At 69.7% G+C, this 12,150-nt stretch carries 17 protein-coding genes; 5 read left to right on the top strand and 12 right to left on the bottom strand.

Annotated elements, in window-relative coordinates; all coding sequences use genetic code 11:
- Window position 1: 1 nt before the first annotated feature.
- Window positions 2-238, bottom strand: coding sequence for a helix-turn-helix domain-containing protein (locus IEY69_RS14850; RefSeq protein ID WP_308425465.1), 237 nt, complete (start codon window positions 236-238; stop codon window positions 2-4).
- A gap of 103 nt (window positions 239-341) precedes the next feature.
- On the opposite strand from IEY69_RS14850, the gene IEY69_RS14855 reads away from it, so the two are divergent.
- The 3 genes from IEY69_RS14855 to IEY69_RS14865 are packed head-to-tail and all read left to right on the top strand — an operon-like array spanning window position 342 to window position 1,633.
- On the top strand, window positions 342-770 hold the full coding sequence (locus tag IEY69_RS14855) for a hypothetical protein (protein ID WP_189073917.1): 429 nt from the start codon (window positions 342-344) through the stop codon (window positions 768-770).
- 44 nt (window positions 771-814) lie between these two features.
- Window positions 815-1,090 (top strand): hypothetical protein, encoded by a 276-nt coding sequence (locus IEY69_RS14860; RefSeq protein ID WP_189073918.1) that lies wholly within the window; start codon window positions 815-817, stop codon window positions 1,088-1,090.
- Window positions 1,091-1,108: 18 nt separating this feature from the next.
- The gene (locus tag IEY69_RS14865) at window positions 1,109-1,633 is read left to right on the top strand and encodes a hypothetical protein (RefSeq protein ID WP_189073919.1); all 525 of its coding nucleotides are present in this window, start codon (window positions 1,109-1,111) and stop codon (window positions 1,631-1,633) included.
- Window positions 1,634-1,735: 102 nt separating this feature from the next.
- Here IEY69_RS14865 and IEY69_RS14870 read toward each other — a convergent pair whose 3' ends face one another.
- From IEY69_RS14870 to IEY69_RS14900, 7 genes are all read right to left on the bottom strand, one after another.
- Window positions 1,736-1,888: a hypothetical protein gene (locus tag IEY69_RS14870; protein ID WP_189073920.1), complete on the bottom strand. Its 153-nt coding sequence runs from the start codon at window positions 1,886-1,888 to the stop codon at window positions 1,736-1,738.
- A complete protein-coding gene (locus IEY69_RS14875; RefSeq protein WP_189073921.1) occupies window positions 1,881-2,291 on the bottom strand; it encodes a hypothetical protein in 411 nt (136 codons plus the stop codon). Before IEY69_RS14875 ends, IEY69_RS14870 begins: the two co-directional genes overlap by 8 nt.
- On the bottom strand, window positions 2,288-4,948 hold the full coding sequence (locus IEY69_RS14880) for a phage/plasmid primase, P4 family (protein ID WP_189073922.1): 2,661 nt from the start codon (window positions 4,946-4,948) through the stop codon (window positions 2,288-2,290). The genes IEY69_RS14875 and IEY69_RS14880 overlap by 4 nt, the downstream gene beginning before the upstream one ends.
- A gap of 113 nt (window positions 4,949-5,061) precedes the next feature.
- On the bottom strand, window positions 5,062-5,409 hold the full coding sequence (locus tag IEY69_RS14885) for a hypothetical protein (protein ID WP_189073923.1): 348 nt from the start codon (window positions 5,407-5,409) through the stop codon (window positions 5,062-5,064).
- A 44-nt stretch (window positions 5,410-5,453) separates the two neighbouring features.
- On the bottom strand, window positions 5,454-5,678 hold the full coding sequence (locus IEY69_RS14890) for a helix-turn-helix domain-containing protein (RefSeq protein WP_217612030.1): 225 nt from the start codon (window positions 5,676-5,678) through the stop codon (window positions 5,454-5,456).
- A gap of 66 nt (window positions 5,679-5,744) precedes the next feature.
- Complete coding sequence (locus IEY69_RS14895) at window positions 5,745-6,341, bottom strand: hypothetical protein (RefSeq protein ID WP_189073924.1); 597 nt, start codon at window positions 6,339-6,341, stop codon at window positions 5,745-5,747.
- 317 nt (window positions 6,342-6,658) lie between these two features.
- Window positions 6,659-7,576: a magnesium transporter CorA family protein gene (locus tag IEY69_RS14900; RefSeq protein ID WP_189073925.1), complete on the bottom strand. Its 918-nt coding sequence runs from the start codon at window positions 7,574-7,576 to the stop codon at window positions 6,659-6,661.
- Window positions 7,577-7,641: 65 nt separating this feature from the next.
- Between IEY69_RS14900 and crcB the strand changes: the two genes are divergently transcribed.
- Window positions 7,642-7,995: a fluoride efflux transporter CrcB gene (gene crcB / locus IEY69_RS14905; protein WP_189073945.1), complete on the top strand. Its 354-nt coding sequence runs from the start codon at window positions 7,642-7,644 to the stop codon at window positions 7,993-7,995.
- Entirely contained in the window at window positions 7,992-9,212 is a 1,221-nt protein-coding gene (xseA, locus tag IEY69_RS14910; RefSeq protein ID WP_189073926.1) for an exodeoxyribonuclease VII large subunit, read from the top strand. The genes crcB and xseA overlap by 4 nt, the downstream gene beginning before the upstream one ends.
- A gap of 3 nt (window positions 9,213-9,215) precedes the next feature.
- Here xseA and IEY69_RS14915 read toward each other — a convergent pair whose 3' ends face one another.
- From IEY69_RS14915 to IEY69_RS14930, 4 genes are all read right to left on the bottom strand, one after another.
- Window positions 9,216-10,082, bottom strand: a complete 867-nt coding sequence (locus tag IEY69_RS14915; protein WP_189073927.1) for a sulfurtransferase — start codon at window positions 10,080-10,082, stop codon at window positions 9,216-9,218.
- Window positions 10,083-10,104: 22 nt separating this feature from the next.
- Window positions 10,105-10,623, bottom strand: coding sequence for a macro domain-containing protein (locus tag IEY69_RS14920; protein ID WP_189073928.1), 519 nt, complete (start codon window positions 10,621-10,623; stop codon window positions 10,105-10,107).
- A gap of 10 nt (window positions 10,624-10,633) precedes the next feature.
- Window positions 10,634-11,341 (bottom strand): guanylate kinase, encoded by a 708-nt coding sequence (gene gmk / locus IEY69_RS14925; RefSeq protein WP_189073929.1) that lies wholly within the window; start codon window positions 11,339-11,341, stop codon window positions 10,634-10,636.
- Between the two features lie 98 nt (window positions 11,342-11,439).
- On the bottom strand, window positions 11,440-11,871 hold the full coding sequence (locus IEY69_RS14930) for a hypothetical protein (RefSeq protein ID WP_189073930.1): 432 nt from the start codon (window positions 11,869-11,871) through the stop codon (window positions 11,440-11,442).
- Window positions 11,872-12,150 lie beyond the last annotated feature (279 nt).

Raw genomic sequence — 12,150 nt, forward strand, 5'->3', positions numbered from 1 at the left:
CCTAGCCTTCCCGCTTGGGGACGGCCTGCAGCTCGAGGCCCAGCGCGTCTAGGACTTTCTGCCAGCTTTCGGGGACGGCACCCACGCGCCCAGCGAGTAGGCGCTGAATGTTTGGCTGGGCCATGCCCACCGCGTCCCCTAGCTCTGTCTGGGTCATGCCCTGGGCCTTCATGCGTTCCCTGACTGCCTGCCGTACTTGGTCGTTCATTCCAGTCATCTGTATATCACCCGTTGACATACTAGATCATAAACTGATATATTTCAAGACAGCAGAAGGGGCGGCACTCCCGCGAAGAAATGACCGCCCCGGCTGACTCCACCCAAGACAGGAAGGAATCGACATGCAGACTACCAAGCCCCGCAACATCACGCGCACCTGGAACACCACCACCGAACACCGCCCCTACGGTGAGCACTGGGGCGACACCCTGAACACCGTGACCCTCACGGCTGACCAGCACGGCAACCAGACCGCCCAGGTCGACGGGCAGCCCGCCACGGTCGCGCACGCCGTGAGCATCCTGAACCGCGCCGCCCGCGTGGAACTGGTCAGCGAGTACCGCACCCCCACCCCCGCGCCCGTGATCGGCAAGCCCCGCGCGGCCCAACTGCACCGCCTCATGGGCCGCGCCGGAGTCCCCAGCGGTGAGCACTACGCCTTCGCCGGGGCTGCCCTGGACCGCCCCGTGTTCAGCCTCGCTGCCCTCACGGAAGCGGAAGCCCGCGCCGTCTGGGCCTTCCTGACCTACACCCACCCCCACGCCGCCTAACGCCCACCGGGGGGCCGCGACAGGCCCCCCACTGCGAGGAACCTATGACCCAAGAATCAACCTTCACCCCCGCCGCCCTGCCCAGGGTTGAACGCATCCTGCCGGGTAGCACCCCGCAGCGCCTGAGCCTGGAACTGACCAGCGGGGACACGCTCACCCTGGATGAAGGCACGCGGGCTGTGCTCCTGCCCAGTCAATGGCTGCTCGCAGCGCCACACGGTGAACTGAGCGTGCTGTCCCTGTGGGCGCGTCCGGGCGCACCTGCCTACGCAGTGCCGGACGCGCTGCTGCCGGACCTCTTGCCCTACTTCAACGACTGAGCCACCCGGAGGAACACCATGAACACGCCCATGCACCCCACCCTGACCGCCGTGCACGTCAGTCCTGACCTCGCGCACTTCAGCACCCACGCCGGACGCACGCTGACCTTCGCTGTGCCCCTCCTGGTCAGCCTGCAGGAACGCGGGCCGGAAGTCGACGTGCACCTGAGCACGCCCAGCGGCACGCACCTACACACGTTCAGCGCCCCCAGCGACTCGCCCGCCCTGCAGGTCATCGCGCGGGAACTCCTGAGCGAACACCACCCGCTGAAGCCCATGCCCGCAGTGCAGGCCGTGACCGCCGCGCAGCCGCCCGTGCTGATCGTGGAAGGCCAGCGCGGCAACCGTGAAGCCGTCCGGGCGGGCAGCCTCACCGCGCCCCGCCTGTACCTGCACTGGAGCGGCGCGGCCCAGTTGGTCGACTGGGGAGGAACGCGCCGCGCGTACTTCATCCCCCCCGAACTGGTCAGCGAGGTACGCGCCGCGCTTCCCCACGCCCAGGCGGTCGACGTGCCCGCACCTGGGCCTGACCAGTGGGGATGACAGCAAAAGACATCATCCGCGCGGCGGCACCCCGTAGAAAGCCGAAAATCCACGCGAGAAAGCCCCCCGAGACTGGGGGGCTTTTCGTCGTGCTGGGGGCCTTCAGTCGCCCTTGAGGGCCAACATCTGCCGTGTGCTCAGGCTCAGGCCTCGCCAGTACCCGCGCACGGCGGCGTGGCGCTGGGGCGTGCTCAGGGTGTGCCAGCGTTCCCGGCTGACGGTGGGCGGGCGAGTCTCCAAGATCCATTCAGGCATGGTCATTCCCTCCATGTGTGCGGGCCTTCCAGCCCTTGCCAGCCTGGGCCGCGCAGGCGTGGTGTGAAACGGTGAGCACGGGCGCTCTGGGGTTGCCGTCCAGCCAGCCATGCGCGGCGCGGCCCAGGCTGCACAGGCCGTCCCCGTAGGCATCTGGGCCGTTCCACCGGGCGCAGCATCCGCAGTGCCCCCGCTGGGCCGCGAGGGCTGCCACGTTCAGCCGGCCGTCAGCGGTGCGGCCCTGTTCGACCTGCCGCAGTAGGGCCGCGCGGTGCGCCTTCATGCCTTCGACCAAGGCCACGGGCAGCGGCCCCGGCGCGTCATACCGCAGGCGTCCGGCCTCTGTGCATCCCAGGTGAACGCCCGCCTGGGCGAGTGCCGCCCGCAGCTCTGAGAGGGTCACAGTTCACCGCTTGCCGGGGCGAGTGGCGCAAGTGGCGCAACAGAGCTATTTTCCAATTCTTCTAAGGGAGAATTTTCTATAGGGGTTTTCTCGTGAAAGGAATTGGAAATAGGTGCAGTTGCGCCACTTGCGCCACTGCCCCCCGCTTCCGCACCCTGGGCCGCCCCGTCAACGGGGAACAGATCAGGGTTTTTTAGCGTCCAGAAGCGCAAGCCGCCCGCCCGCTTCACGTTTTCCAATCCGACGGCCGCGCAGGCCTGCCCCCATTTCTTCATGGCGTAGGGGCGGACGCCCACCTGTTCCGCCCAGGCCAGATACAGCGCCCGCAGTTCCCCGGCCTTCATGCCGTTCAGCGCGAATGCCTCACGGCCCACGTCCGCCCAGAATTCCTGCAGCGGGTCAACGTCCGCCCAGAACTGCGCCGTGGCGCTCGCGCTCGCCCTGGAACGGTGCAGGCGTCCCGTCCGGTGGAATCTCGCCAGCCCCTCGACGGCCCAGGCTGTGAAGCCCCGGCACAGGGCGGACGCCGGGTCTTGCCGCGCCGCCTCGATACGCCGACCTCCCAGCAAGTCGGGCAGGCCCGCCCCATGAAGCGGGTGCACGAACGGCAAGGCCAGCACGCGGTCTTTCAGCGCGTCGTCATACGCTTCAACTTTGGGCGCGTCATTCGCCACCATCAGCAGCATGTGCCGTGGCGTGGCCGTGAAGCCCTCGCTGAAGAGGAACCGCACGGGCAGCCGGTCGCCGCCGCTCAGGGTCTTCAGCAGCTCCGCGTCCAGTCGCGCGTTCCCGGCTTCAGCGCAGAACACCGCCCGCTTTCCCCACACGGCCGCGCCCAGCCGCTCGCGGGCGCCGTCCGCCGTGAACAGTTTCGTGTCCAGGCTCGCGGCCATGTCCCCCAGCAGCGTGCCCAGCAGCTCGGTATACGTGCTCTTGCCGGTGCCCCTGGGGCCGTATGCCCAGGGCAACACGCGGTGCGTACTCGCGCCGCTCAGGGCGTACCCGGTCACATCCTGCAGGCCCAGGGCAAGGTCAGCGTCCCCGCCCGTCATGCGGTTCAGCACGTCCAGCCAATCACTCTGGTCAGCGTCCGGGTGGTACTCGACCGGCGCGAGGGTGAGCATGTAGTCCTCTCGCCTGTGCTCCCGCCACTGCCCCGCGTCCCACACGCCATTCTGGAAGCCCAGCACGAACGGGCGCGGTTCAAAGCGGGTGTGATCGATCATCAGCAGCGGGCGGGCCGCTTCCAGAATCGCTTTCTGACGTCCGTTCCCTTCTACGGACTTCGCCGCCTTGACGTGTCGCCACGCGGCCCGCTCCATGGCGGCGCTGTCCCGCTTCCGGGATTCCACGGGGGCGAGTACGCCACGCAGGGCAAAGAGTCGCGCCACTTCCGGTTTCATGGTCCCGCTCAGCTTCTGCGTGAGTTGCTGGGCCAACAGATCGCCCGCGCCGTCCCCTTTCCGTCCGGCGCCCTGCACCCACTGCCGGCCGGTGTAGGCCAGCCACCCGCCCAGCTTGCCGGTGTACCCCAGGTCACCCCCGGCCAGCTTGACCAGGCGGTACCCATGCGCGGTGTCCGTATCCGGCGCGGTCACAGGCCAGCCGTCTAGGCCCAGCAGCTCGAGCACTTGCCGGTCGCTGTAGTCCGCTTTGTCTTCGCCCGTCCAGTGTTCCGCTTCCGGTATGACGTCCGCAGCGGGCAGGGTGCCCACATCGATGCCCGCCATTCCCCTCGCGTCCCGTTGGCCTACGCCGCTCAGGTCGCGCGGCTTGGCTTTCCCGCTGCCCAGGCCTGAGCGCACGGTGTCCCGAATCTCGCCCACCTCAAGGCCCGCCGCTTCCCCGGCTGCCGTGAGCACCTGGGCCGCGTGCTGTTCATCCAGCACCCCGGCGCCTACCAGCGTGCCCAGGTTGAACGCTGCCCGGTTCAGCGCGTCATTCCGCCCGCCTTCCCCGGCGCTCGCCACGGCCGCGCACTCTTCATCCACGGCCCGGTTCACGTACCGCTCAGCGGGCGCACCGCTGCCCACCTGGGCCGGTACCGGGGCAGGCTTGACCGGCGAAAGCGGCGGCGCAGCTTTCACCCTGGTCAGCGCGTTCAGCGCCTCGCGTTCTGCCCAGGCGTCAGCTTCAGAAAGCCAGACGTCCACCGGCAGGGGCCGCGCCGGATTCTTCAGGTTTACGCCGCCCGGAAGCCGCAGGATGCGCGGCAAGTCGTGAACTTTCGCGTCTGCCCCCAGGTCAGCGAGTGCCCCGGCGAGGGCGCGGTTCACCTCTTCCGTTTCCGTGCCGTCATCAGGCGAGGTGTGGCGCAGCCAGTACACATGCAGGCCGTGCCCGCTATCAACCACGGCGCGGGGGGGTAGCTTCAGCCGGTCGCACGCCGTCAGCAGGTCAGCGAACAGGGTCGCTTTGTACTCGCGCAGCTCTGCCGGGTCCGTTTCAAGCAGCGTGTCTTTGGTCAGTCCGCCCGTGTAGCTGGGGGCGTCTGCTAGGTCCAGGTCGACCCAATGAAGGGGGGTCATCAGGCAGTTATCCCGCGCCCCGCTGGACGTGTCGCGCCGCCGCGCCATGCCGAAGTACACCTCTTGATCCTGGGGGATGTGCTCAGGCGTGAACGCCTGGGGGTGCTCAGGGAACGTAGGCCACGGCATCCATACGCTTTTCATGCCGCCCCCACTGGGCCGCTTGAGCCTGAACTCAACTTGCCCGTTGCCCAGCGTCAGCCCTTCATGCAGAAGCCGGTACCACTCGATAGGTGTAGGGGTCACCGCTGCCCCTTGCTGCGCCGCTTGAGGCGGGCGCGTACCTTGCGGGCCGCTTTCTCAGCCCAGACTCGCCCAGTCGCGTGAAGCGTCCCAGGGGTTAGGAACAGACGCACGTACAGGTCAGCGTTCACGATCGCCACGGCCACCGCTGCAGGCTCCCCGCCCCAGGTGGCGAGTAGCAGCGGGTGCACTTCATCCGGCACGCACTCCCGCACGTAGCTCAGGGCGTCCGGGTGCTCACTGAACCATGCGCGGTCAGCAGCTTTCGCGCGGGCCTCGCCAGCCGGGGCAGGAAGGGCGTGCATCAGGGCCGTTGCATTCAGCGTGCCGTCTTCTAAACTAGGCAAAGCGCCTGCCTGCGCCGCCCCCCGGTCCTGTCCACCGGGGGGCATCAGTTGGCCCCCGTGCTCTGGGCTGCCACGTAGGCGTCCAGCGCCTCGCGGGGAATGCGGATGACTCGCGCACCGATCTTCACGGCCCGCAGTCGACCGGCGCGAATTTCTTTGTAGACCAGCGCGGCGTGCACGCCCAGGTGCGCGGCAGCTTGGGGAACGTCAAGGAACGCGGGCAGGGTGGGCGCAGTCGCGCCCGTGTCTTCCAGGTGGATAGCAGTCAAGGGAACACCTTCCAACTTCACCCCGCATCGATGCGGGGGCAGAACTTCAGCTCTTGGCGGAAGTTCTCAGTTGGTCGGGGCGTTCGGTTGAACCTGGGGCCGGTACTCGACTGGGCGCGGCCTCTTCACGCGGCTGGGCGGCACGGGCAGCGCGGGGCGGGCTGTGAGGGCCTGCAGGCGGGCTTCCTCGCGGCGTACCTGGGCCTGTATCTCTCCGCCCGTCAGACCGGCTTCATGGGCTTCCTGACGCTTCAGCGCCCGCCACAGGTGCCGGTGCAGGTGGAACAGGTCGAAAGCCCAGGCTTCCAGCAACCGCGCCCCGTGCGCCTCGTCGACCGCGCCCAGCCGCTCGGCAAGCTCTGCGGTCGTGACCCTCCGGCCCGCTGCCACCTGGGCGGCGTACCAGCGGGTCGTGTCGCTCTGGACAGCCCAGTGGGCGCGGTGCGTGGCTTCCGCTTGCGCTGACGCCTCTTCCCAGGCTTCCATGCCGCCGCGCGGGATGAAGCCGCCCAGCGTCCACATGGGCAGCCCCAGCGCGTGGTACCAGTTCGCACGGGACTTATCCCCGCGCAGCTCGCTCAGGTAGTCCCGTTCAGCCTCACGCCGCGCTGACCGCCGCTCAAGGCGGGTCATGGGGGCGGCGCGGCGTCCGGTGATGGGCATATCAAAAGATAACATAATCCGTGGCGTCCCGTGATCTGCAGAACACAGGCGTGCATGACCAACCGTGACCAACCCGTGACCAACACGCCCGCGCACATGCGTTATCCAGAGTGCATGAACCGTGGCGGGCGAGAGGCGAAAATGCCCCCCTGGGCGGCGTAAATCAGAACCCCCGTTCTCTTGCGTCACTGCCCGTAAATCTGTGCGGGCCTCCCTCCTAAGGGGCAGGCCCCGCGTTCGAATCGCGGCGAGTGCACCACGTTCCCCGCCCCCGTGGCGGGGTTCTTTCTTGCCCGCCGCGTCCGTTCCCGCCCGCGTCACCACCAGCCGCGGCGTTTGAAGTACACGCTGAGGGCCCCGCCGATCAGCAGGAACGTGCCCCACGCCAGGGCGTAACCGAAGGGGCTCTTGAGTTCCGGCATGAACTCGAAATTCATGCCCCATACGCCTGCCAGGAACGTCAGCGGCAGGAAGATCACGCTGACGGCGGTCAGGGTCCGCATGACCTCGTTCATGCGCTGACTCTGGAGGTTCAGGTGCAGGTCGAGCAGGTTCGTCAGGAGGTCGCGCAGCGTGTCGAAGCGTCCGGCGGCGCGCGTGAAGGAGTCCTGCACGTCCCGGTAGCGCACCAGATCGGCCGGGGTGCAGTTGGCGTGGCGGCCCAGCAGCGCGGTCGCCTCGCGCGCGTCGGTCGCCAGACGCCGCGCCTGGGACACGAGGTGCTTGAGTTCGAACACGGCCGGGACGGGGTTTTCGCGGACGCGCTGGAACACGCGTTCCTCCAGGTCGTCCACGCGGGCCTCCAGCGCGTCGGCGGCGGTGAAGAAGGTGTCGGCGGTGTGGTCCAGCAGTTCGTAGGTGACCTCCTGCGCGGTGTTCACGCTGTCGCGCCCGACGAGATTCCACACGCTGTCCAGCGCGCCGGTCCCGCCGGGACTGTGCGTCAGGACGGCGCTGCCGAACGTGAAGACGCTCAGGCGTTCGGTGAACTCGTCGGCCTGCGCGGGATTCACGTAGGAGCGCACGGTGATGAACGCGTGCTCCGGGTAGGCCTCGGCGCGGCTCCAGTGGCCGCGTTCCAGGGCGTCCTCCAGCGCGAGGCGGTTCAGGGGGAACGCGGCGCGCAGCGCGGCCAGTTCGTCCGGGGTGGGGTCCTGGGTGTCCACCCAGACGTTGTCGTGCTCCCCGTTCCAGGGGAAGTCCTGCCCGTCGCTGAGTCGCCGCGCCCTGATCATGCCCGCAGGATGGCAGACTCCCGCGCGGACTCTATGCTGGAAGGGTGAACGCGTGGCTGTGGGTGATGGCAGGCGGCGCCGTGGGGGCCGCCGCGCGCTACGGCACGCAGCTGCTGCTGGCGCCGCTGGCGCTGCGCGCCGCGTTTCCCGTGCCGGTCCTGCTGATCAACGTCGCGGGGTCGTTCCTGCTGGGCCTGACGCTGGCGCTGGTGGGCCGGGGCGTGTGGCCGGACGCGGCGCGGCTGGCGTTCGGGACCGGGGTGCTGGGCGCCTTCACGACCTTCAGCACGTTCAGTGTCGAGCTCGACGATCTGCTCGCGCACGGGCGGGGCGGCGCGGCGCTGCTGTACGCGACCCTCAGCGTCACGCTGGGCATCCTGGCGGCCGTGGCGGGCCGCACGCTGGGGGGCCGCCTGTGACCCGCCGCAAGAAGACCGGGGAGGGGGGGAGCAGCGGCGCGACCCGCCCCCCGGAGCAGTTCCTGGAACTGTCCGAACTCCTCGCGTACGTGGGGCAGGTCGTCGCGCGGGGCCTGCCGGGCGCCGTGTGGGTCCGCGCGGAGATCGCCAGCGTCACGGACCGCCGCCACCTGTACCTGGATCTCGTACAGGCCGCAGAGGACGGCGAGGTCGCCAAGTGCCGCGCGACCGTGTGGGCCCGCGAACGCTTCAGCCTGGAGGGCAAGTTCCGCCGCGCGACGGGCGGCACCCTCACGGCGGGCCTGAAGGTGCTGCTGTTCGCCGAGGCGACCTTCCACGAGCAGTACGGCTTCTCGCTGAACGTGCTGGACGTCGCGCCGGAATTCACGCTGGGGGACGCCGCGCTGCGCCTCGCCGAGCACCGCGAGACCCTGGTCCGCGAGGGCGTCTACGGCCTCAACCGCCTGCTGCCCGCCCCCGAGGACTTCCTGCGCTTCGCGGTGATCGCCCCCCGCGAGGCGGCCGGGCTGGGCGACTTCCGCCGCGAGATCGACCCGCTGGAGGCCGCCGGGGTACTGCGCCCGCTGTACCTGGAGGCCACCTTCCAGGGCCGCGACGCCGCGCCCAGCCTCCTGCGCGCCGCCGGGGAAGCCCGCACCCTGCACGCGCGGGAACCGCTGGACGCGCTGGTCGTCCTGCGCGGCGGCGGGGCCGTCACGGACCTCGCGTGGCTGAACGACCTCGCGTTCGCGCGCGCCCTGGCGACCTTCCCCGCGCCGGTCATCACGGGCCTGGGGCACGCGCGGGACGACACCCTCCCCGACGAGGTGGCCCATACCCGCGTGGACACGCCCAGCAAGGCCGCCGCGCTGATCGTCCGCACCGTCGCGGGGGCCGCCGCGCAGGCGCAGGAGGACGCCCGCAGCATCCGCGCCCACGCCACGCAGGTCCTCGTGGACGCCCAGGCGGGCGCGGACTGGACGCTGGACCGCGCCCGCAGCGCCGCGACCCGGCACGTGGACCGCGCCGCGCAGGACGTGGACGCCCTGATGCGGCAGGCACTGGGCCTCACCCCGCAGCGCACCCTGGCCCGCGGCTACGCCCTCGTGCGCGGCCCGGACGGGCAACCCGTCACCCGCGCCGCGCAGGTCACGCCCGGGCAGCCCCTCACGCTGGAATGGACCGACGGGACTGTGCCCGTGCGGGCGGAGGACTGATCCCTATTCCTCGCCGGTCGCCACCGGGCGCGCGTCGTCGCTGATCCAGTCGCTCCATGACCCGGCGTACAGGCGATTGTCCGGACCCAGGGGCACGCCTGCCAGTTCGCGGGCCAGCAGGTTCGGCGTGGCACTGACCCCGCTGCCGCAGTACGTGACCGTCGGTGCGTTTCCAGCGTCCAGCCGCGCCGCCTGCGCGCCCGCGTCCCGCCAGTGGCCCGATCCGTCCAGCGCGCCTGTCCAGTCGCGGTTCACGGCGCCCGGGATGTGCCCGGCCTTCCGGTCGATGGGTTCCACCTCGCCCCGGTAGCGTCCCGGCGCGCGCGAATCGATCAGGAGGGTCCCCGCCCCGCGCGCCTGCACGTTCTCGGCGGTCGCCACGAGGTCCGCCTGCACGTCCGGCACGAACGTGACCGGGGTGGGGGAGGGGTCCTCCGTGCTGACCTCGCCGCCCGCCGCGACCCAGGCGGGCCAGCCGCCGTCCAGTACCGCCACCCGCGCGTGCCCCAGCCAGCGCAGGAGCCACCATGCCCGCGCCGCGTAGAAGCCCTGCCCGGTACCGGGGTCGTCGTAACACACGACCAGACTGTCGTTCCCGACGCCCACGCTCCCTAGCCACGCGGCCAGCGCCGACGGGTCCGGCAGCGGGTGACGCCCCCCGGACCCGTCCGGTTGTACCGGGCCGCTCAGGTCCGTCTCCAGATCGGCGTACGCGGCCCCCGGCACGTGCCCGCCCAGGTACGCGATCCGCCCGGTCAGCGGGTCGCTCAGGGCGTAGCGCGCGTCCAGCACCCGCACGCGCGGGTCATGCAGGTGCGCGCGCAGCCAGGACACGGAAACCAGCGGGGTGGGCAGCGTCAGATCGGCCATGCCCGCAGGCTACACCCGCCGCTCAGGCGGTCACTCGCTGCCACGCGCGGCGGAACACGTTCAGCGTGCCCCCGTCAAACAGCACCACCCGCACGTGCAGGTCCGGGTGATCCGCCAGGAACGCGGTGATCGTCCGCAGGGTCACCTCCGCCGCCTGTGGCAGCGGGTAGCCGTACACCCCGGTGCTGATCGCCGGGAACGCCACGCTGCGGCACCCGGCCTGCACCGCCAGGTCCAGGCTGCGGCGGTACGCCCCGGCCAGCAGCTCCGGCTCGCCCTGGGTGCCGCCGCGCCAGATCGGCCCGACCGCGTGGATCACGTGCCGCACGCCCCGCGCCGACAGGCCGAACGCCGGGGTGATCACCGCCGTGCCCGTGGGCGTCCCGCCGATGGCGCGGATGGCGCGCAGCAGCTCCGGCCCGGCCGCGCGGTGGATGACGCCGTCCACGCCACCCCCGCCCGCCAGCTCCCTGTTGGCCGCCGTGACGATCGCGCACACGTCCTGCGCGGCGATGTCCCCCTGCACGAGTTCCAGCGGCACGGGTCTTTCCTTACTCGCCGTTCACGCGGGCCAGGTGCGCGTCCGTGAACGTGTAGCTGCGCAGGTGATCGGCCCGCACCCGCGCCTCTCGGTCGGCTTCCGTCCACTCGGGTTCCGGCAGCTGCCGCGCCCGCTCGGCCCGCTGGATCGCCAGGAGTTCCTCCACGGCGCGGTCCAAGTCGTCGTTCACGACCACGTACCGGAACTCGTGCGCCTCGCGGATCTCCTCACGGGCCCGCGCCAGACGCTTCTCGATCCGGTCGGGCGTCTCGGTCGCGCGGCCTTCCAGGCGGCGGCGCAGCTCCGTCAGGCTGGGCGGCATGATGAAGATCAATATGGCCTCCTCACCCATGCGCGCCTTGACCTGCATGGCACCCTCCACCTCGATCTCCAGCACCACGTCCTGCCCGCGACTCAGCGCCGCCTCGATCGGCTCGATCGGCGTGCCGTACCGGTTCCCCACGAACGCCGCGTGCTCCAGGAACCCGTTCGCCTGCGCCTTCTGCTCGAACGCCTCGGAGCTCACGAACACGTAGTGCACGCCGTCCTGCTCGCCGGGGCGGGCCTCGCGGGTCGTCCAGGAGGTGCTGAAGAATACGTCCTGCCCGGCCAGCCAGCGTTCACGCAGCGTGCCCTTGCCCACGCCGGACGCGCCCGTCATGACCAGCAGCAGCCCGCGCCGCGCGGAAGTGGAAAGTGGAGTCTCGGAAACCGTCATCCCCCCACCATACCTGGGGCCCCCCAGGACTGGAAACCCGCACGGAACAGGCGCGGCCCCCGCGTGTGTGGGAGCCGCGCCTGAACTGGAGGGGGGGGTTACTTCTTCTTCTTGCCGGAGGTGGCCTTCGCGCGGCCCTTGCCGAGCGCCTGGCCCTTCTCGAAGCTGGCCTGCATCTTGCGGCGCGTCTCCTCGACCATCGTCTGGAAGTCCACCAGGCCGGACTCGACGGCTTCCATGCTGGGCTTGATATTCCCGCCCCGGCGCGCGGCGGCCAGGTCGCGGTTGGTCTCCTCGAACCACGCGTCAAAGTCGGGCGTGTGGTCGAAGATCATTTCACGCGTGTCGCGCTGGTACGTGTCCGTGCTGCCGCGGCGCGTGAACTGCTTGGGCATCGTGAACCGCTCGGGCAGGTACGCGCCGTCGATCTTGCCGGACCGCACCGCTTCCTGGAACATCTTCACGAAGGTATCGCTACGCTGGGGGTTGCTGAGTTCCAGCACCTGTTCACTGAGTTTCTTGTAAGCCATAAGTGGAATTCCTCCTGATCCCAGAGTATGCCCGAAAGAATGAAAGGAAGTAAAGAGCATGATTTATTTTTTCGTGATGAGGGGGCCCGAAAACTGACAGGGCTTCACTGGAATTGCAAGAATTCATCCGCTGTGAAGTGATGACCCGTATGTTGGTCCTGCACAGGTTTCCGTGACATGGACTGCTGTTCGCGGTGCGACGTGTGACGTCACGCTCTGTACCGGACATCTTTAGGTTGAGACTGTGCTGGACGGCACATCCCTGAACGTGTGATCGGT

Origin of the sequence: Deinococcus sedimenti (assembly GCF_014648135.1) — a bacterium.
In the GTDB taxonomy this organism is placed as follows: domain Bacteria; phylum Deinococcota; class Deinococci; order Deinococcales; family Deinococcaceae; genus Deinococcus; species Deinococcus sedimenti.